Source organism: Trinickia sp. (genome assembly GCF_036503415.1).
Lineage (GTDB): Bacteria > Pseudomonadota > Gammaproteobacteria > Burkholderiales > Burkholderiaceae > Trinickia.
In genome coordinates this window covers 1-16820 of sequence record NZ_DASXWY010000145.1, presented here as the reverse complement: position 1 = coordinate 16820, position 16820 = coordinate 1, and the positions used below count along the sequence as shown (strand labels likewise).

21 protein-coding genes and 1 tRNA gene are annotated in these 16820 nt (G+C 60.8%); 10 read left to right on the top strand and 12 right to left on the bottom strand.

Annotated elements, in window-relative coordinates; genetic code table 11:
* Positions 1-5: 5 nt before the first annotated feature.
* The 5 genes from urtB to VGL01_RS17780 all read right to left on the bottom strand — a co-directional run bounded on the left by urtB (position 6) and on the right by VGL01_RS17780 (position 4824).
* Entirely contained in the window at positions 6-1619 is a 1614-nt protein-coding gene (gene urtB, locus VGL01_RS17800; protein ID WP_331571605.1) for an urea ABC transporter permease subunit UrtB, read from the bottom strand.
* Positions 1620-1745: 126 nt separating this feature from the next.
* Entirely contained in the window at positions 1746-3041 is a 1296-nt protein-coding gene (gene urtA, locus VGL01_RS17795; RefSeq protein ID WP_331571603.1) for an urea ABC transporter substrate-binding protein, read from the bottom strand.
* Positions 3042-3386: 345 nt separating this feature from the next.
* Positions 3387-3710, bottom strand: coding sequence for a rhodanese-like domain-containing protein (locus tag VGL01_RS17790; RefSeq protein ID WP_331571601.1), 324 nt, complete (start codon positions 3708-3710; stop codon positions 3387-3389).
* Between the two features lie 74 nt (positions 3711-3784).
* Positions 3785-4438, bottom strand: coding sequence for a protein-L-isoaspartate O-methyltransferase (locus tag VGL01_RS17785; protein ID WP_331571599.1), 654 nt, complete (start codon positions 4436-4438; stop codon positions 3785-3787).
* A 128-nt stretch (positions 4439-4566) separates the two neighbouring features.
* Positions 4567-4824: a hypothetical protein gene (locus tag VGL01_RS17780; RefSeq protein ID WP_331571672.1), complete on the bottom strand. Its 258-nt coding sequence runs from the start codon at positions 4822-4824 to the stop codon at positions 4567-4569.
* A 194-nt stretch (positions 4825-5018) separates the two neighbouring features.
* Here VGL01_RS17780 and VGL01_RS17775 point away from each other — a divergent pair, with 194 nt between their 5' ends.
* The 3 genes from VGL01_RS17775 to VGL01_RS17765 are packed head-to-tail and all read left to right on the top strand — an operon-like array spanning position 5019 to position 6801.
* A complete protein-coding gene (locus VGL01_RS17775; protein ID WP_331571670.1) occupies positions 5019-5345 on the top strand; it encodes a YkgJ family cysteine cluster protein in 327 nt (108 codons plus the stop codon).
* Complete coding sequence (locus tag VGL01_RS17770; RefSeq protein WP_331571597.1) at positions 5342-5935, top strand: DUF1439 domain-containing protein; 594 nt, start codon at positions 5342-5344, stop codon at positions 5933-5935. Before VGL01_RS17775 ends, VGL01_RS17770 begins: the two co-directional genes overlap by 4 nt.
* 29 nt (positions 5936-5964) lie before the next feature.
* Positions 5965-6801: an undecaprenyl-diphosphate phosphatase gene (locus tag VGL01_RS17765; protein ID WP_331571596.1), complete on the top strand. Its 837-nt coding sequence runs from the start codon at positions 5965-5967 to the stop codon at positions 6799-6801.
* 33 nt (positions 6802-6834) lie between these two features.
* Here the strand turns inward: VGL01_RS17765 and trmB are convergent, their stop codons facing one another.
* On the bottom strand, positions 6835-7614 hold the full coding sequence (gene trmB, locus VGL01_RS17760) for a tRNA (guanosine(46)-N7)-methyltransferase TrmB (RefSeq protein WP_331571594.1): 780 nt from the start codon (positions 7612-7614) through the stop codon (positions 6835-6837).
* A gap of 110 nt (positions 7615-7724) precedes the next feature.
* A complete protein-coding gene (locus VGL01_RS17755; RefSeq protein ID WP_331571592.1) occupies positions 7725-7931 on the bottom strand; it encodes a hypothetical protein in 207 nt (68 codons plus the stop codon).
* 269 nt (positions 7932-8200) lie between these two features.
* Here VGL01_RS17755 and VGL01_RS17750 point away from each other — a divergent pair, with 269 nt between their 5' ends.
* A complete protein-coding gene (locus VGL01_RS17750; RefSeq protein WP_331571590.1) occupies positions 8201-9940 on the top strand; it encodes a pyrrolo-quinoline quinone in 1740 nt (579 codons plus the stop codon).
* Between the two features lie 147 nt (positions 9941-10087).
* On the opposite strand, the gene VGL01_RS17745 is transcribed toward VGL01_RS17750, so the two are convergent.
* Positions 10088-10162 (bottom strand) — tRNA-Gly (locus VGL01_RS17745).
* Positions 10163-10465: 303 nt separating this feature from the next.
* Here VGL01_RS17745 and VGL01_RS17740 point away from each other — a divergent pair.
* Positions 10466-10762, top strand: a complete 297-nt coding sequence (locus VGL01_RS17740; RefSeq protein WP_331571588.1) for a DNA-binding protein — start codon at positions 10466-10468, stop codon at positions 10760-10762.
* Entirely contained in the window at positions 10762-11067 is a 306-nt protein-coding gene (locus tag VGL01_RS17735) for a helix-turn-helix domain-containing protein (RefSeq protein WP_331571586.1), read from the top strand. The genes VGL01_RS17740 and VGL01_RS17735 overlap by 1 nt, the downstream gene beginning before the upstream one ends.
* Before the next feature lie 111 nt (positions 11068-11178).
* Here VGL01_RS17735 and VGL01_RS17730 read toward each other — a convergent pair whose 3' ends face one another.
* On the bottom strand, positions 11179-11799 hold the full coding sequence (locus VGL01_RS17730; protein ID WP_331571584.1) for a hypothetical protein: 621 nt from the start codon (positions 11797-11799) through the stop codon (positions 11179-11181).
* A 375-nt stretch (positions 11800-12174) separates the two neighbouring features.
* Here VGL01_RS17730 and VGL01_RS17725 point away from each other — a divergent pair, with 375 nt between their 5' ends.
* Entirely contained in the window at positions 12175-12336 is a 162-nt protein-coding gene (locus VGL01_RS17725; RefSeq protein WP_331571682.1) for a hypothetical protein, read from the top strand.
* Between the two features lie 47 nt (positions 12337-12383).
* Here VGL01_RS17725 and VGL01_RS17720 read toward each other — a convergent pair whose 3' ends face one another.
* Both VGL01_RS17720 and VGL01_RS17715 read right to left on the bottom strand, forming a co-directional pair.
* Positions 12384-12755, bottom strand: a complete 372-nt coding sequence (locus VGL01_RS17720) for a hypothetical protein (protein WP_331571582.1) — start codon at positions 12753-12755, stop codon at positions 12384-12386.
* Between the two features lie 78 nt (positions 12756-12833).
* Positions 12834-13148 (bottom strand): DUF3892 domain-containing protein, encoded by a 315-nt coding sequence (locus VGL01_RS17715; protein WP_414720289.1) that lies wholly within the window; start codon positions 13146-13148, stop codon positions 12834-12836.
* 144 nt (positions 13149-13292) lie between these two features.
* Here VGL01_RS17715 and VGL01_RS17710 point away from each other — a divergent pair, with 144 nt between their 5' ends.
* From VGL01_RS17710 to VGL01_RS17700, 3 genes are read left to right on the top strand one after another with little or no spacing between them, the layout of a single operon-like run.
* Complete coding sequence (locus VGL01_RS17710; protein ID WP_331571666.1) at positions 13293-13634, top strand: type II toxin-antitoxin system HigB family toxin; 342 nt, start codon at positions 13293-13295, stop codon at positions 13632-13634.
* Positions 13615-14838 carry an ImmA/IrrE family metallo-endopeptidase gene (locus VGL01_RS17705; protein WP_331571580.1) on the top strand — a complete coding sequence of 408 codons (1224 nt, stop codon included), beginning with the start codon at positions 13615-13617 and terminating at the stop codon, positions 14836-14838. Before VGL01_RS17710 ends, VGL01_RS17705 begins: the two co-directional genes overlap by 20 nt.
* A 35-nt stretch (positions 14839-14873) precedes the next feature.
* Positions 14874-15974: a beta family protein gene (locus tag VGL01_RS17700; RefSeq protein WP_331571578.1), complete on the top strand. Its 1101-nt coding sequence runs from the start codon at positions 14874-14876 to the stop codon at positions 15972-15974.
* Between the two features lie 381 nt (positions 15975-16355).
* Here the strand turns inward: VGL01_RS17700 and VGL01_RS17695 are convergent.
* Positions 16356-16820 (bottom strand): DUF2442 domain-containing protein (locus VGL01_RS17695; protein ID WP_331571576.1); only part of this gene is annotated, 465 nt, incomplete at its 5' end.

Here is a 16820-nt window from a genome sequence, read left to right as displayed (position 1 = left end):
TTGCCTCATGCGCTGCGTCCTTTCAGGGCGAACAGCCCCTGCGGACGCTTCTGGATGAACAGCACGATCAGCACGAGCACGGCAATTTTCGCGAGCACGGGGCCCGAGAACGGCTCGATCGCCTTGGCCAGCAGCCCAAGGCCGAAGCTGCCGAGCACCGTGCCCGCAAGCTGGCCTACGCCGCCGAGTACGACGGCCATGAACGAGTCGACGATATAGCTTTGCCCGAGATCGGGGCCGACGTTGCCGATTTGCGAGAGCGCGCAGCCGCCGAGCCCGGCAATGCCGGCGCCGAATGCGAACGCGTATGAATCGATGAGCGCTGTCTTGATGCCCACGCAGGCGGCCATATTGCGGTTTTGCGTGACCGCGCGCACGAAGAGTCCCAACCGCGTGCGCGTCAGCACGGCCCACGCGATGGCGATGACGGCCAGCGAGAAAGCGAGAATCGTGAGGCGGTTGTACGGCAGGATCAGATCGGGAAACAACGCGACGCCGCCCGTCATCCAATGCGGATTGGCAACTTGCACGTTTTGCGCGCCGAAGATCGAACGCGTTGCCTGCATCAGCACGAGGCTGACGCCGAACGTCGTCAACAGCGTTTCGAGCGGTCTGCCATACAGATGCCGGATGACGAGCCGCTCGATGACGATGCCGACCGCCGCCGCGGCGAGGAACGCCGCGGGGACGGCCACGAGCGGATACCAGTCGAAGGCGCCGGGTGCGTAGCGTTGAAAGAGGTTCTGCACGAGGTAGGTGGCGTACGCCCCGATCATCAGGAATTCGCCGTGCGCCATGTTGATGACGCCGATGACGCCGTACGTGATGGCGAGCCCCAGCGCCGCGAGCAGCAGCACGCTGCCGAGCGAGATGCCCGCGAAGATCGTTCCGGCTATGCGGCTTTCGCGTGCCATCGAATCGAGCGCGTCGATCCCTTTTTGCGCGGCTTCGCGCACGCGTGCGTCCGGTTCGGCAAAACTGCCGTCGGCCTGTTTCGCGACGAGCGGACGCAGCAGGAGATACGTGTCCGGGTCGCGACGGGCCGCGACGAGCGTAGCGGCTTCGAGGCGCTTGGCCGCATCGCGGTCGGAAAGCGCCGTCATGGCCCAGAGCGTATCGAGGCGCCGCTTGAGCGCCGGATCGGTTTCTTTCGCGCGGGCGCTGTCGATGAGCGGCTTCATCGACGGATCGGGGGTGGCGAGCAATGCCTCGATCGCCGCGCGGCGCGCCTGCGGGTCGGGTGAGGCGAGCCGGAGCCCTGCCAGCGCGCCCGATACCTTGCTGCGCAACAAGTTGTTCAGCGTGATCGGCTGTGCATCGCCGATTGCGACCGTCTTGCCCGTTATCGCATCGCGGGCGTGGTCGGCATCGTCACTGTCCTGAATCAGCACCTGAGCCGATGTGCCGGCCAGCGCGCGATTGTCGGCCAGTGCGTTGAGGACTGCTAACGAAGCGGGATCGTGCATGGCGACGAGCTTGTCGATGGCCGCCGATTTTTCTTCGAAATCGTCGCCTGCGAGCGGTGCGAGCTCGGCGGGCGTCAGCGCATGAGCGGCGCTGACGACGAGCGCGAACAGGAGCGGCGCAGCGCACAGGCAATAACGTAAGCGAGCGATCATGAATGACGCGCCGTGGGAAGTTGAGCGGGAATGCGTGATGCGATTCGAGAGAGCGGGCGCGGCGCGGCGACGCGTGCGGCGCGCCCGCTCTTTCAGAGCGGCATCAGGTGGACAACGAACGCCGTGTTATGCGACGGCGCGCCGGCGCAGGAAACCGGGAATCGAGGCAACCACATCGGGCTTGCCCTGGTTCCCGGCGATATACGGGCTCCAGGGTTGCGCACGGATGGCCTGCTTGGTCTTCCAGACCACGTTGAATTGGCCGTCGCCGCGGATTTCGCCGATCATCACGGGCTTGTGCAAATGATGGTTTCCGTCCATCGACAGGACGAAGCCGGAAGGCGCATTGAACGTCTGGCCGATCATGGCCGTGCGTACTTTGTCGACATCGGTGCTCTTGGCTTTTTCGACAGCCTGCTTCCACATATGGATGCCGACGAAGGTCGCTTCCATCGGATCGTTGGTGACGCGCTTCGTGCCGCCCGCCAGCTTTTGCGAAGCCACCCATTCCGCCCACTGCGACTTGAACTTGGTGTTCTCGCCGGCTTTGACGGACATGAAGTAGTTCCATGCGGCGAGGTGACCGACGAGCGGTTTCGTATCGATGCCGCGCAGCTCCTCTTCGCCCACCGAAAACGCGACGACGGGCACGTCCGTGGCTTTGAGCCCCTGGTTGCCGAGTTCCTTGTAGAACGGCACGTTCGAATCGCCGTTGATGGTCGAGACGACCGTCGTCTTGCCGCCTTGCGCGAAGCTCTTGATGTTGGCGACGATCGTTTGATAATCGCTGTGGCCGAACGGCGTGTAGACCTCCTGGATATCGGCGTCCTTCACACCCTTGGCATGGAGGAACGCACGCAGGATCTTGTTCGTCGTGCGCGGATAGACGTAGTCGGTGCCGAGCAGGAAAAAGCGCTTGGCGCCGCCGCCTTCGGGGCTCATCAGATACTCGACGGCGGGAATCGCCTGCTGATTCGGCGCTGCGCCCGTATAGAAGACGTTGCGCGACATCTCCTCGCCTTCGTATTGCACGGGGTAGTAGAGCAGCCCGTTCAGTTCCTCGAAGACCGGCAACACCGATTTACGCGACACGGAGGTCCAGCATCCGAACACGCATGCGACCTTGTCCTGCGTCAGCAACTGGCGGGCTTTCTCGGCGAACAGCGGCCAGTTCGAGGCCGGATCGACGACCACGGGCTCGATGGGCCGGCCCATCACGCCGCCTTTGGCGTTGATGTCGGCGATCGTCATCAGCGCGGTGTCCTTGAGCGACGTTTCCGAGATCGCCATCGTGCCCGACAGCGAATGCAGAACGCCGACTTTGATGGGGCCTTTCGATTCGGCCCGTGCAAACGGAATCTGTCCTGCCAGTGCGAGCGCGCTCGATGCCGTGCCGAGCTTCAACAAGCTGCGACGTTTCATGTGCTTCCCCTTGCCGTGGGTGAGATGCGATTTATAGGGATAGGACTGCTAAATAAACGGCCGAAGAGGTGCTGCCTCTTGGGCCCGCCGACCATCGCAAGCTATGTGCCAGCGACGAAAACGGCGCGCACGCACAGCGTTGGCGCGAGAGAGCAAGCAGGTGAGTGGCGGGAAAGCGCGAAATTGGTGCGCGATGCGGGTGCGCGCGCCTCTTTGCGGTGCCTCGCGCGCAGAGATGAGGCGCGGCGTGAGTGAAGATGGTGAAGGGTGCCGCTCGCTGAAAGACGAAACGCCGGCGACGGCCGGCGTTTATCGATCGAGCTCGGAAGGGTTGCTTCGGTGTACTCAGTAAGTCGGCACGGCCGGATCGACCTGGCGCGACCAGGCGTCGATGCCGCCTTGCAGGTTGAACACCTGCTTGAAGCCGCGCGATTCGAGGAACATCGCCACATTCGCGCTGCGAGCGCCGTGATGGCAGATGCAGACGATGGGCGTCTCGTCGTCGAGCTCTTCGCTGCGGGCGGGAATCTCGCGCATCGGAATCGAGACAGTGCCGCCGATGGCGGCCGTGGCGAGTTCCCACGGCTCGCGCACGTCGAGCAGCACGGGCGAGGGGCGCGAATCGTCAGCCAGCCAAAGGGCGAGGTCGGGGGCGGTCACGTTTTGCATCTGGGCACTCGGTCGGATAGGCGATAGGCGGGGCGGCAGTGCCGCCCCCGCAAGGATTGCGGCCTTTGTCTGGGTCAGAACTTGAAGCGCGGCGGCTCGACGGCGTTGACGAGCGGCTCGACATACGTTTCGAAGACATCCGCCACGCGAAATTGTTTCTCGTCGATGCGCGTGATGATCTGGGCTTTCATGACCGGCGCAACACCGACGAAGGCGGCGAGGCGGCCGCCGACCTTCAACTGCTCGAGCATTTCCTGCGGCAGCACCGGCAGACCGCCGGAGACACAGATGATGTCATAGGGCGCCGCGCCGATCCAGCCGCGAGCGCCGTCACCGGTTTCGACCTGGGCGTTCAACACGCCGTTCGCGGCGAGGTTCTGCTTCGCCAGTTCGACGAGTTCGGGCTTGATGTCGATCGTCAGGACGTGGCGGGCACGATGCGCGAGCAATGCCGCCATATAGCCCGAGCCCGCGCCGATTTCGAGCACGCTCTCGTGCTTTTTGACGGCCAGATCTTGCAGCACGCGCGCTTCGACGCGCGGCGCGAACATGTGCTGGCCCTCGGGCAGCGGCAGTTCGAGGTCCGCGAAGGCGAGCTCGCGATAGGCGGCGGGGACGAAGTTTTCGCGTTTGACGATCGAGAGCAGATTCAGCACATCCTGGTCCAATACATCCCAGGTGCGGATTTGCTGCTCGATCATGTTGAAACGGGCTTGCTCGATGTTCATGGCGGCTTGACGGGCTTGAGACGAAAGCGGTTCGACAGCTTGAATGAGAGAAACTGCGGGATTGTACCAAACCGCCGATCCGCGCCGGGCGGGGCACGCCGGCCGTGGCGGCGCGTCGGCCGGGATGCTCAGCGCCGGCTGCGCTTGATCTGGGCGTCGAAGGCCGCGTCGAGCTTGCTTTGTCTTTTCGGCTGGGCGGGGGAGAGCGAATCGACGAACGCGACGAACGCGTCGAGCGGCATCGGCTCGCCGACGGTGCGCTCGGCACCGCCCGCTCGATCGACGAGGCGGAAAACGCCGCCAGGCAGGCTCAGGGCGGCGTAGGCGCTATTGCCGCTGCGTGTCTTGAGTCGTTCGACTGCGTAGATTGCCTTCGTGCCGCGCATGATTCGGTTCTCGTCGAGCTGAATGCCGCAAAACATCCACTGTACCAAGGTCGGCCGCGCGGCGGCGGCTTTGGGCATCTGGGCGCGAACGCAGGCACAATGCCGCTTGAGATATTGCTCCGGGACGCCGATGGCGGCGAACCGATTTCGTCATTCATGTACCGAGGATCCAAGCTGTGGCAGCCGATGTATCGATGACGCCGCCAACCGGTGAGCAGCACGCGTGCCGCCCTGGCTGTGGCGCCTGCTGCATCGCCCCATCGATCACGAGCCCGATTCCGGGCATGCCGCACGGCAAGCCGGCGGGCGTACGCTGTGTCCAGCTCGACGACGAGAATCGTTGCGCGATCTTCGGCCGCCCCGAGCGTCCGGCATGCTGCTCGGGGCTGCAGCCGGAAGCGCAGATGTGCGGCACCTCGCGCAACGAGGCGCTCGCCTGGCTTTCCCGGCTCGAGGAACTGACGCGGCCGGCCACGGATGCGCCGGCCCCCCAATCATCTGGATACGGAGAAGCTGCATGACAGATGTCGTTCGTTCGCACCGACGAAAATTCGTGCGGACGGTTGTGACGCTCGGCGCCGCGGCCGCGTTTGCCGCGCCTTTTTCCGCCTGCGCGAGCCGCACGTTTCCTTTCATCCCCGATCACTACACGTTCTCGCAGCGGCAGGTGCAGGCCGCCGTCGCACGCAAGTTTCCCTACCGCCGCGACGTATCGCAGTTGTTCAATCTGGCTTTGACGAATCCGGTGGTCGGCTTCGCGCCGGACGCGAACCGCGTGCTGATCACCGTCGATGCGCACGTCGCCAGCCCGTTCCTGCAAGACCCGGTGGACGGCGCGCTGACTCTCTCGAGTCGTCTCGAGTACGACGGCGCGCAGCATGCTGTCGTGCTGCGTTCGCCGAGTGTCGATCATGTCGATGTCGCCGGCGAGGCACGGGCCTACCGGCAGCAGATCGAAGCCGCCGGCGCGCTCGCCGCCGCACAGTGGCTGGACGGCTATCCGATCTACACGTTCAAACCCGAAGAGCTTCAATTTGCCGGCGCCACCTTCGAACCCGGTACAATCACGATCCTTACAAACGGCATACGCGTTCAGATCGTCGAGAAATAGCTCGGCGCGCGGTGCCATCCGGAGGCTCGATGGATTGGATACTGATCGCGAAGGCGGTGGTTCTCGGCGTCGTCGAGGGCATCACCGAGTTCCTGCCGGTCTCGAGCACCGGCCATTTGATCCTGGCCGGTAAGCTGCTCGACTTCAACGGCAGCGGCGCCAAGACGTTTCTCGTCGTCATCCAGTTTGGCGCCATTCTGGCGGTGTGCTGGGAGTATCGGCGGCGTATTGCGGCCGTCGTCGCGGGCCTCTTTACCGATGCCAGCGCGCGGCGCTTCGCCATCAATGTCGTCATCGCGACGATACCCGCCGTCTTGCTCGGCGTGCTCTTCGAGGCGCAGATCAAGCGGGCCCTGTTTGCGCCGGTGCCCGTTGCGTTCGCGCTCGTGATGGGCGGAATCGTCATTCTCTGGGCGCAGGCGCGCGAGCGTTCGCGCGGCGAGACGGGCGCCACGATCGGCTCGCTCGATGAATTGCGGCCGCTCGATGCGTTCAAAGTCGGCTGCGCGCAGTGCTGCGCATTGATTCCCGGCGTCTCGCGCTCGGGCTCGACGATCATCGGCGCCATGCTGCTCGGCGTCGAACGGCGCGTGGCAACGGAGTTTTCGTTTTTTCTCGCCATTCCCATCATCGTCGGCGCAACGCTCTACGAGCTCGCCAAGCATGGCCACGGCGCGCTCGTGGGCACGGGCAGCGTGCTGACGGTGGGGACCGTGGCCGCGTTCGTCAGCGCATTCGTGTGCGTTCGTTGGCTGCTGCGCTATCTCGCCACGCACGATTTCACCGTGTTCGCCTGGTACCGCATCGCGTTCGGCATGCTCGTGCTCGTCATCGGTTACAGCGGCGAACTCGACTGGCGCGCTTGAGAATCCGCGCAGCGCCGTGCACGCGCCAGCGCGTCAACCGGCGCGCTTTTTGAAAACGAGATCCCATACCCCATGCCCGAGGCGCAGCCCGCGGCGCTCGAATTTCGTCACCGGGCGATATTCGGGCCGCGGTGCATAGTCCTGGGCGGTATTGTCGAGCGCCGGCTCGGCGCCCAGCACTTCGAGCATTTGTTCCGCGTAGTTCTGCCAGTCCGTCGCGCAATGCAGGTAGGCACCCGGCTTGAGCCGCGAGACCAGCTGCGCCACGAACGGCGGCTGGATCAAGCGGCGTTTATGGTGGCGTGCCTTGTGCCACGGATCGGGGAAGAAGATATGGACGCCATCGAGCGAAGCGGGCGTCAGCATATGCTCGATCACCTCGACCGCATCGTGCTGAACGATGCGGATGTTAGTGAGCGCTTGCTCGTCGATCAGCTTGAGTAGCGCACCTACGCCGGGCTCGTGCACTTCGACACCGATGAAATCGTCGCCGGGGCGCCGTGCCGCGATCTCCGCGGTCGTCGCGCCCATCCCGAAGCCGATTTCGAGCACGCGCGGAGCCTCGCGGCCGAATATCGCGTTCCAATCGGCGGCCTCGGCCGTGTAGGGCACGACGAAGCGGGGCCCGAGCTCGTCGAGGGCGCGGCGTTGGCCCGTTGAGACGCGGCCGGCGCGTGTGACGAAGCTGCGAATGCGCCGCAAGTGCGGCTTGGCCGTCGCAGGGTCGGATGTTTCGCTCGCGGCATCGTGCGCGGCGCGCGCGCGGGGGGCGTCGCCAGGCGCGCCGGCGTCATCATCGGAATGGTGAGTCATCTTTAAAACGGTCGATTGGAAGGCGGATTGCGACCTGAGGCAGACGCAACGTGCGCGAGATTGTAGACGAGAGCGGGGAGGGCGCAATGCTGGCCGGCGCGACGCCGACGTCAGTCTGCGACGATGACGTGGACCCGTGACGGAAACTCGAGATCGAATTCGAGCACGCGCCCAACGCGTACGTCGAGCAACAAACGTTCGACCTCGCCGAGCAACCGTTCGTAATGCGACGCATCGTGCGCGAATTTATCTTCGCGCTGCTGCGTGATGGCCCGCCGGGCATCGACGAGCAACGCGACGGCGCTGGTGCGAGACATGAAATACCGTTCCATCGACTGCCATTCAAAGGGGGAATGAGTCGGGCATCGATTGTCGCCCGAAATGCGTGACCATGCATCGACAGCCGGTCAATGAAAAAATTCAGGCATGGCGCAAAAAAAAGGGCACGCAAACCCGCAACGATGGCGGACCAATGCGCTGCAATGTCGCGCTACGTTGTGTGCGGCTTCGTACCATCGAAGCCTCTGACGATGCGTCGGCCGACGTTTTTGCGATCGTCTGGCGCTCGCCGGGAACGGAGATTGGCATGCGAGCTCTGCAGCCCGAGCGCGACGACAGGCGGCGCCTGCTCGCCCAACGCGCGAGACGTCTGGGAATATGGCTTTTGACAGCGGGCATCTGCGTATCGTGCGGTGGAGGTGGCTCCGGTAGCAGCCAGATGGCGGCGCTCGGAGGCGGCGCGGGTGGCGGTGGAACCGGCTCGGGCGGCGGAACCGGCGCGGGCGGCGGAACGGGCGGCGGCGGCATGGGCGGCATGGCCTTCGCCACCGACGTACTGATGCACCACAATGACCTCGCCCGTACGGGCGAGATGCTGGCCGAGACGACGCTGACGCCGGCCAACGTGCGCGCTGCGACGTTCGGCAAGGTGGGTTTCCTGCCGGCCGATGGCAAAGTGGATGCTCAACCTCTCTTCGTCACGAATCAGTCGATCGGTGGGGCCGCGCACAACGTCGTCTATGTCGCGACCGAGCACGATAGCGTCTATGCCTACGACGCCGACACGTCGGCACTCCTATGGCATGTCTCGCTTGTGGGCAACGGAGAGACGCCGAGCGACGATCACGGGTGTCAGGACTTCACGCCGGAAATCGGCATCACCGCCACACCGGTAATCGATCGCAATCGCGGCGCGAACGGCGTGCTCTATGCCGTCGCAATGACGCGGGATGCAAGCGGCGGCTACCATCATCGCCTGCACGCACTCGATTTGTCGACGGGTACCGAAGTGCTGGGCGGCCCCAACGAGATCGGCGCGAGCGTTCCGGGCAATGGAAGCGAAGGCACGAACGGCGTGATGCGGTTCGATCCGTCGCTGCATACCGAACGTGCCGCCCTGACGCTCGTCGGCGACAAGATTTACACCGGATGGACTTCCCACTGCATGAACGGCCCTTATACGGGCTGGATCATGTCCTACAGCGCGAGTACGCTGCAGCAAACGGGCGTGCTCAACATCGCGCCGAACGGAAGCGCCGGATCCGTCTGGATGGCGGGCTCCGGGATGGCTTCCGACGGTACGTCGATTTTCGTCGTCGATGGCAACGGCACGTTCGATCCGACGCTCAACGCGCAGGGCATGCCGAGCGGAGGCAATTTCGGCAATACCTTCATGAAGCTATCGGGTGCGTCGCTCGCCGTCACCGATTACTTCGCGATGTCGAATACCGTAGCCGAATCGAATGCCGACGACGATTTCGGTTCAGGCGGACCCTTGCTGCTGCCCGACGAGGTGGCGGCGGACGGCACCGTCAAGCATCTGGCTGTCGCTGCGGGGAAGAACAACAAGATCTATGTCGTCGATCGCGATGCGATGGGCAAGTTCGACGCTGCGGGGGACCACATCTGGCAGGAGCTGACGGGCACACTGGGCGGTGGCATCTGGGGCTCGCCGGCGTATTACAACGGTGTGGTGTACTACGGCGGGCTCAACGACAATCTCAAGGCCTTGCCGATCACGAACGCACTGCTTGCATCGACCGCAGCTTCGAGGAGTCCCACGACCTTTCCCTATCCGGGCACCACGCCGGCGATCTCAGCCAACGGCGCGACGAACGGCATCGTATGGGCCGCGGAAAACGGCAGCACGGGTGTGCTGCATGCGTACGACGCGGGCAATCTGGGCAACGAGCTTTACAACAGCAATCAGGCCGGGACGCGCGATCAATGGGGTAGCGGCAACAAATTCATCACGCCGATGATTGCGCTGGGCAAGGTGTACGTGGGTGCGACGAATGGCGTCGCTGTTTTCGGGTTGCTGCATTAGGCGGTGCCGGGCGGTGGGCGATGCAGGGTGCCGCCGCTTCCATTCGGGCGAGGGTCGACCGCGTATCGATTTGCACGAAAGGGGGAGTAATCCGGGAACCGCGCGCAGATCACATTGCGCGAAAGTCTTTGCAGGAAGAGGAGATGCTGGAGCGGGCGATGGGAATCGAACCCACGTCTCTAGCTTGGGAAGCTAGGGTAATAACCATTATACGACGCCCGCGGAGACCGCGATTCTACAGGGTTTTTGGCGGGTTGGGGGAGGGCGTCGTTTGGAAGCTGGCGTGAAAAGTGGCGCCACTTGGGAAGTTCTTGCTGGCATTGTCCGTTCGGTGGATCGGATCGACGCCGAAGGGCGGGCCGGTTCGTTTGTTGTGAATAATGGATACATTTTGAGATTGCTCATACCACTTACGGTGAGCTAACACTGTACGGTTCGAGCCGAGAGTGTCGATCCGGCGGCCTAGTAAACGGCGAGAGGTCCCAGAGCTTGATGTTGTACGGGAATCCCGTATAATACGCATCTATGCGGACCGTGATCGAAACCCCGACCTTCCAGAAGCAAGCCGAGCGCATTTGGTCAGATGCCGAACGTTTGGACTTCATCGGCTGGATCGCCGCCAATCCGGATGCAGGGGATGTGGTCCCTGGCGCCGATGGCGCTCGTAAGGTTCGCTGGAAGCGCGCAGGTACCGGCAAGTCGGGCGGTGCGCGCGTAATCTACTTCAATCTGACCGATGAGGAGATTGTGTTGCTCGTGGCGGTTTATGCCAAGGCCGAGCGCGAGAACATGCTCCCCAAGGACATCCGAAAGGTGCTGTGATGGACATCGAGAAAATCGCCAAGGCCATTGAGGCCGACGCCGGTGAGTCGCTGCCGGATCTGCGTCACGCGCTTGAGGAAGCCAAGGCGCGCGTCGGTCGCGTAACCACTCCCGAGCAGATGCTTGTGCGTCAGGCGCGCGAGGCGGCGGGGATGACTCAACCTGCTTTCGCCGAGCGGATTGGTACGCCCGTGGCCACGCTGCGCGATTGGGAGCAAGGTCGCTTTGCTCCCTCGGGAGCTGTCCTGTGCCTGCTGCGCTTGATTACCAGGCATCCTGAATTGACTGCCGAACTTGCTGCGTAACCGAACCTGTTGTGTCCTACCGCCCGCCTCGAGCGGGCGTTTTCCAGAGCGAAATAATGTGCGATCCGAAGTGAGTTTGCGAAAAGCTGCTGGGGCTACCGAGCCAGCAGTCTATCCGGTCTGCTGGGCAAAAACGTCCGGGAATTCATCGCCACATAGCGCAAAAAGTGCGTCATAGATTTCGCGATCTTGCTCTGGGCCGTTGGAGTGGGTGCAGATCGAAAGGTAGATGTTTATTTGTTCATGCACGCCGAAGATCAGCCACTCCCCGGTAAGTTTTTGCTTTGCTGCGCGCTGCCTGTAGCCCTCCATCACGAACGCGTGAGCCAGCCGACCTTGCCAGCCAACGCGCGAGGGAGCTTCCTCTTCTTCAGCTGCAATACGGGCACACAATTTTTCGAATTTATTGCTCTTCGAACTGAACATGCTCCATTCATTGAGGATATTGCGGCCCAGGAATCGTGCATCAAAAAAATGGACCTTCCACAGCCCGCGCAAGGCGTCGCCTTTGAACTGACGAGGCTTCGCTGTCATAGAAGGAAGCGGGCTGCGACCTTCAAGCTGCTGGATTACGTCCGTGACAGCAAATGTGTTGATGGTTCGATGCTTCCACGCGCTGGTCAACTGGGCAAGCAAGAATCTGCTCAGTCGCGACGTGTCGATGCCGCAGAGCCCTGCGTTCGATGTAGTGAACGACTTGATGTCCTCGTCGGTTATTCCAAAGCCGGTCATGATGCTTGGATTGAGACGCACAATTCTCCCTGTTGCTGGTGAACGAGTCGGACGAGCCGCGCTCTTGTCCCAATCACGGTTTGTCCTAGTTAGGTGACTCACGGGTCACGATCGGTGTACTCGGCCCATGCTGACGTAGTCAATGCCACCGCATCATTAAACAATTCAACGATTTCACCAATTTTTGGAAAATCCTTTCACTCTCTCATCCTCTATAAAAAACTTTTCTAAAACAAGGGAAATTGTTTAATCGTTTAAAGAGCCATTCCCTTCTGTTGGATGTGAAGAAAAACTCGTCCCCACAACGGGGGATTGCCGCGGAGGTAGGCGGCGGCGACCTGCGCGCTGGCCCTACGGCAGAATCTAGATAAGCTGATGACCTGGCTCGGAAAACCCCGTTACCTCAAGGCTGTCAAGGACGTGACCCGGAAAGACATCATCGAAAAGTTCATTGCCGAGGTGAAGCTGACGAAGGCGGGCGCGAGCACGTACTACCAGTTGATCAAGGACAAGCACGAGCCGATGAGCAAAAGGTGAGTCGGCATGATTGGCAGAAGGCCCTTACCGCGGGCCTTCTTTGCCGATCACTCTTCTTCGACTACATCGACGTCTGTTACGTCGTTTGCAGGGCGGCTACGCTCTAGGCGGCGAGCGGGGCTCGCGGAAGTCGGGAAGCTTCCGTCTCGTTGTTCCTGCTGGTACTCAAATCCGTGTTTGCTGATCAGGATGCATCCCCCGCTATGCTTTGTGGTTTGGGTGACGAACGCGGCATACATCCATCCGCGATTATGTGCCTCAGGAATAAACCACTTTTCCACTTTCGGCGTGACCCTTTCCATCGGCGCATCAGGATGAGCTTGATTGTATAGGCTCAGCACTCTGTCTCGATCGCAAATCGTAGGGCCCGCGTTGGGCGCAAAGTCTGCCGGGTTCGGGAAGCTTTTTTTTCCAGCCATTCAGTTGGTCTCCAGGTGTGAAAGAGGTGTCGTTTCTTTCATTGTTGATCCGAATTCACGTTGCCGCGAAGAGATCAGCTACGATTGTCGTTCAGGCAGGGCCAAGAGGTTGTCGGTCTTGCGGCCGTCCGCGACCGTCTGGACGTATTTCGTATAACCGTTACTTTGGACATGCACCCAAGCGCCAGGGAGGGTGGGGTTTCGGTCCGGGCACCAGACGCTGTTGTGCCCGTTAGCTTCAATGAACGCCACCATTTCTGCCCGAGACGAACATCCGTTTTGGCCAGTTTCTCTCCCATCCGCATCGACTTGGACCCACCAAAGGGATGCAATGTGCTCGTGTCCTTGCCCGCCCGCCATCTGCCGTCCAATGCATTTGATCGTCGTCGTCATCTTCTCGTCCGCGTATGAGATTGTGCGTGTCGCCATGTCACTACGGTGGTCGCGGCCTTGATACGTCCCTAAAAGCGCGCCGAACATGTGACTTGAGTTTAGCACACCTTGTTCCCAAATTGGGAACAAGGTGTGCTACAGTGCATGCAGTGCATAAGGTCTCGGCTGACGATGAAGGTACATGGACTAGACAAGCTGGATGAATTCGCATCTAAGCACCCTCCGGCTCGGGCGTGGATCAGCGCGTGGTTGGCGGACGCTCGCGATGCGACGTGGCTGTCCTCGCACGACATTAAGTTCAGGTATCCGGCTGCCAGCTTCTTGGGCGGGAACCGAGTCATTTTCAATGTGAAAGGAAAAGACTATCGGATGGTAAGTAATGTTGCGTATCGAATGGGAATCGTGGTTGTAACGTGGATTGGAACGCACGCTGAATACAGCAAGATCAATTGGGAAGTCAGGCAAAATGAAGCTAGCAATCGTTAAGTCTGAGGCCCAATACCGGGAATACATGACTCGTATTGAAGGTCTCGTAACACTTGATCCAGCTCCTGATTCGCCGGAAGGGGCTGAGTTGGAATTGTTGTCTCTTCTCGTCGAGGACTACGAGCGCAAGAATTATCACTTTGACAAGCCTGATCCTGTGGAGGCTGTGAAGTTCCGTATGGCCGAGCAGGGACTTCGGCAGGCTGATTTGGTGCCCTACTTTGGCTCGCGTAGTCGGGTTTCGGAGTTCCTGTCAAGGCAACGGCCTCTCACTGTCGGCATGATTCGACTGCTCTCCGCTGGGCTGGGCATCTCCGCTGAGGTGCTGGTGCAAGAGTCACCCGCCGTTGTGTCGAACGAGGAGGGGAAAGGTGATGATATTGATTGGTCTTTATTCCCTGTGAAGGAAATGATCAAGCGTGGCTGGATCCACGTGGACAAGCGTCGTATTGATTCTGCTAAGGCTGCTGAACTTGCTCGGGCGTTCGTCGAAAAGGCCATGGGAGGCGCGCGTATGGGGGTATTGGCGCGACGCACTGTGAAGGGGGATGCGTTCGCCCCAGAGGCAATTTGCGCTTTGACGGCATGGCAGGCTCGAGTGCTGCAAAAAGCTACGGAGCCTTCCTATTGCCCACGTGGGCCGTTCCGCATCGACAAGCTCAGCGAGTCTTTTTTTAAGGAGCTGGCTGCATTCAGCCCCCTAGAAGACGGGCCTTTGCGTGCGGTTGATTCCCTACGTGACGTAGGAATTGCCGTGGTGGTGGAAGAGCATTTGGCTAAGACGAAGCTGGATGGTGCTGCCATGCTGTCGGCATCTGGCGTTCCAGTCATCGGTCTAACACTCCGCTTCGATCGGTTGGACAATTTCTGGTTCACCCTTATGCACGAGTGTGCCCACGTGTGGAAGCACCTCAGTCGGCCGGGAGACGTGATTCTAGATCGTTTGGTAGATGCCGAAAGCACGGAAGCCATTGAGAAAGAGGCAAATCGTATTGCGAGAGATATCCTTATTCCGCGCGCGCACTGGCGCAGTGCGTCTGTTCGTCAGATGCCAACGAAGGCTGGAATTGTGAGCTTCGCAAGAGAGCAAGGGATTCATCCAGCCATCGTTGCGGGCCGTTTGCAGCGAGAAACTGAGAACTACGCAATTTTCAAGGATATGATTGGCCACGGGGCTGTTAAGCCGCTGTTCTGCAACCGGTAAACGTCCAAGCCTGGTGTCGTTGATTGGAGTTGAGAATGAATCAAGGATTCGTGTATAGCCCGATCATCAAGGGAAAACTTAACGACATCAGGGCTATGGCGTACGTCGAGCACAGCTTGGCAGGCCAGACTAAGGCGCTCTATGAGTTGCCCCCGTTTCTGCCCGCCAAAAAACCGGAAGATGAGTTAGCTCGATTTGCTCAGCGGTTAGCGAAGATGTCCGGCCCTCGGCCTTGCTACGTGGATTTCCCTATGTTGAAACCGGGGGCAAGGGTTGAAACAGGGGAGTCCGCGCTCGTGGCTGGCTTCTGTCTGCTAAAGCATGCTGGGGTTAATTTCGAGCCGGTGTACGGGTTCGACCGGGACGAGGCGGAGCTTTCCACCGTTGTTCAATGGGCGCAGCTTCAAGGTGGCCTGCTGCTCCGGCTAGATCGCGACGACTTGGATTTTCCCGATGAAACCGTCGAGCGAATTTTCGACTTGAACGCCATGGGGCTCGATCTTCGGTTGCTCGACTTGCTGATAGATCATCGCTATATCAGTACGGATGCGGATGCTCTGTCTGGCGCCGCGAGCACTTGTGACTTCGTCGATGCGCTTTCGCGTTTTGTTCGAACACGGACCATCATAGTTTCCGGATCAAGTTCTCCGAAGACCGTTGCCGAGATAGAACGGAATTCTCACGGCGAAGTAACTCGGCAGGAGCTAACGTTGTGGGCTAACGTAGCGACGCAGCGGCTGCCCGCGAACCTCGTCTTCGGGGATTATGGGGTGATCCACCCTGACTTCAGTGACCTGACGCCGAGCACTCACATCAACGGGAAAGTCCGCTATACACACGGAAACAAGCTACACATCCATCGCGGATATAGCCTTCGCCACGGGGAGAAGTACGAGCAGTACCGGCGTCTCGCGGCTGCGGTGGTTGGTAGCAGCTACTACCAAGATCGTACGTTCAGTTACGGTGATCGATACGTGTACGACTGTGCCGCAGGTCATGCCGGAACTGGCAACCCGGGCACCTGGGTCTTGGTTGATCAAAACCATCATATTTCCTACACCGTGAAGCAGGCGGTGAGGTTACGGGCATTAGCTATTCAAGGTGCATCCGTCGAGGATCTGCTTGAGCAGAGCTAAAAGGCGATGCTATTTCCCGGTACTGCGGCAGCTTTCCATGCTTTGGAGCGGGGCGAAAACTGACATCGCCGCGAAACCCGCATGAATAGCGGTTCTACGAGGAGTTGAGAGAAAAAGTGACGTGAGAACGCGCGTGAATAGTGGTTTTGATAAACGCGCAGGGGCTTGGGAAGCTAGGGTAATAACCATTATACGACGCCCGCGGAGCCGGTGATTGCACAGGGGTTACCGTGGGGACGGCAAGCACAGGAGATTGGCCAGTGATGGCAAAACTGGCATGGCTCGATCGTGAAGCGCTGGCACCGCTAGGATGATCGGCGAGCCACCGCTTCGGGGGAGAGGCATGTTTAGAAGCCGCTGCCGTAGTCCGAGTCCATTTCGTTACGCGTGTGCGGGCGGGGCCGGATGTTTGCGCGGGCGGCCACCCTTGCGTCCGTTCTGGCGGGATGCCGCAGCCTTGGCTGGGGACTTGATCGCGCCCATCCCGCGCGCGAGTTCGCGCATCCACGCCTTGGTTCCAAAAATGCCATGCAACAGGCCCGGGCCCCACAGACCGAGATCAAGGCGCGGCCAGTACAGCGAGGTACCCGCGCCCGATACCTCTACCTCAGCGAGTTCGGCCAATGTCGGCTCCCGCCCCAGGGTGCCGAAGTCTTGAATCAGCGTGATCGGAACCCCGAGTTTCACACCATGTACGAATATGACCTCCAGCGTGCGCGTGGAGCGTATGAAGCGGACCGATACGATAGTCGGTTCATCTGCACCGCGCTTGCGTGCGGCGGCAATTTCGGCAGCAGTGATGTTAGCCATGTATATTTCTCCATTCCCTGCAAAGGCGCTCGATTT

Bases quoted from the DNA above. Each gene is read 5' to 3' on its own strand.
- urtB (WP_331571605.1), bottom strand. From the start codon at position 1,619: ATGATCGCTCGCTTACGTTATTGCCTGTGCGCTGCGCCGCTCCTGTTC.
- urtA (WP_331571603.1), bottom strand. From the start codon at position 3,041: ATGAAACGTCGCAGCTTGTTGAAGCTCGGCACGGCATCGAGCGCGCTC.
- VGL01_RS17790 (WP_331571601.1), bottom strand. From the start codon at position 3,710: ATGCAAAACGTGACCGCCCCCGACCTCGCCCTTTGGCTGGCTGACGAT.
- VGL01_RS17785 (WP_331571599.1), bottom strand. From the start codon at position 4,438: ATGAACATCGAGCAAGCCCGTTTCAACATGATCGAGCAGCAAATCCGC.
- VGL01_RS17780 (WP_331571672.1), bottom strand. From the start codon at position 4,824: ATGCGCGGCACGAAGGCAATCTACGCAGTCGAACGACTCAAGACACGC.
- VGL01_RS17775 (WP_331571670.1), top strand. From the start codon at position 5,019: ATGACGCCGCCAACCGGTGAGCAGCACGCGTGCCGCCCTGGCTGTGGC.
- VGL01_RS17770 (WP_331571597.1), top strand. From the start codon at position 5,342: ATGACAGATGTCGTTCGTTCGCACCGACGAAAATTCGTGCGGACGGTT.
- VGL01_RS17765 (WP_331571596.1), top strand. From the start codon at position 5,965: ATGGATTGGATACTGATCGCGAAGGCGGTGGTTCTCGGCGTCGTCGAG.
- trmB (WP_331571594.1), bottom strand. From the start codon at position 7,614: ATGACTCACCATTCCGATGATGACGCCGGCGCGCCTGGCGACGCCCCC.
- VGL01_RS17755 (WP_331571592.1), bottom strand. From the start codon at position 7,931: ATGTCTCGCACCAGCGCCGTCGCGTTGCTCGTCGATGCCCGGCGGGCC.
- VGL01_RS17750 (WP_331571590.1), top strand. From the start codon at position 8,201: ATGCGAGCTCTGCAGCCCGAGCGCGACGACAGGCGGCGCCTGCTCGCC.
- VGL01_RS17740 (WP_331571588.1), top strand. From the start codon at position 10,466: ATGCGGACCGTGATCGAAACCCCGACCTTCCAGAAGCAAGCCGAGCGC.
- VGL01_RS17735 (WP_331571586.1), top strand. From the start codon at position 10,762: ATGGACATCGAGAAAATCGCCAAGGCCATTGAGGCCGACGCCGGTGAG.
- VGL01_RS17730 (WP_331571584.1), bottom strand. From the start codon at position 11,799: ATGACCGGCTTTGGAATAACCGACGAGGACATCAAGTCGTTCACTACA.
- VGL01_RS17725 (WP_331571682.1), top strand. From the start codon at position 12,175: ATGACCTGGCTCGGAAAACCCCGTTACCTCAAGGCTGTCAAGGACGTG.
- VGL01_RS17720 (WP_331571582.1), bottom strand. From the start codon at position 12,755: ATGGCTGGAAAAAAAAGCTTCCCGAACCCGGCAGACTTTGCGCCCAAC.
- VGL01_RS17715 (WP_414720289.1), bottom strand. From the start codon at position 13,148: ATGACGACGACGATCAAATGCATTGGACGGCAGATGGCGGGCGGGCAA.
- VGL01_RS17710 (WP_331571666.1), top strand. From the start codon at position 13,293: ATGCAGTGCATAAGGTCTCGGCTGACGATGAAGGTACATGGACTAGAC.
- VGL01_RS17705 (WP_331571580.1), top strand. From the start codon at position 13,615: ATGAAGCTAGCAATCGTTAAGTCTGAGGCCCAATACCGGGAATACATG.
- VGL01_RS17700 (WP_331571578.1), top strand. From the start codon at position 14,874: ATGAATCAAGGATTCGTGTATAGCCCGATCATCAAGGGAAAACTTAAC.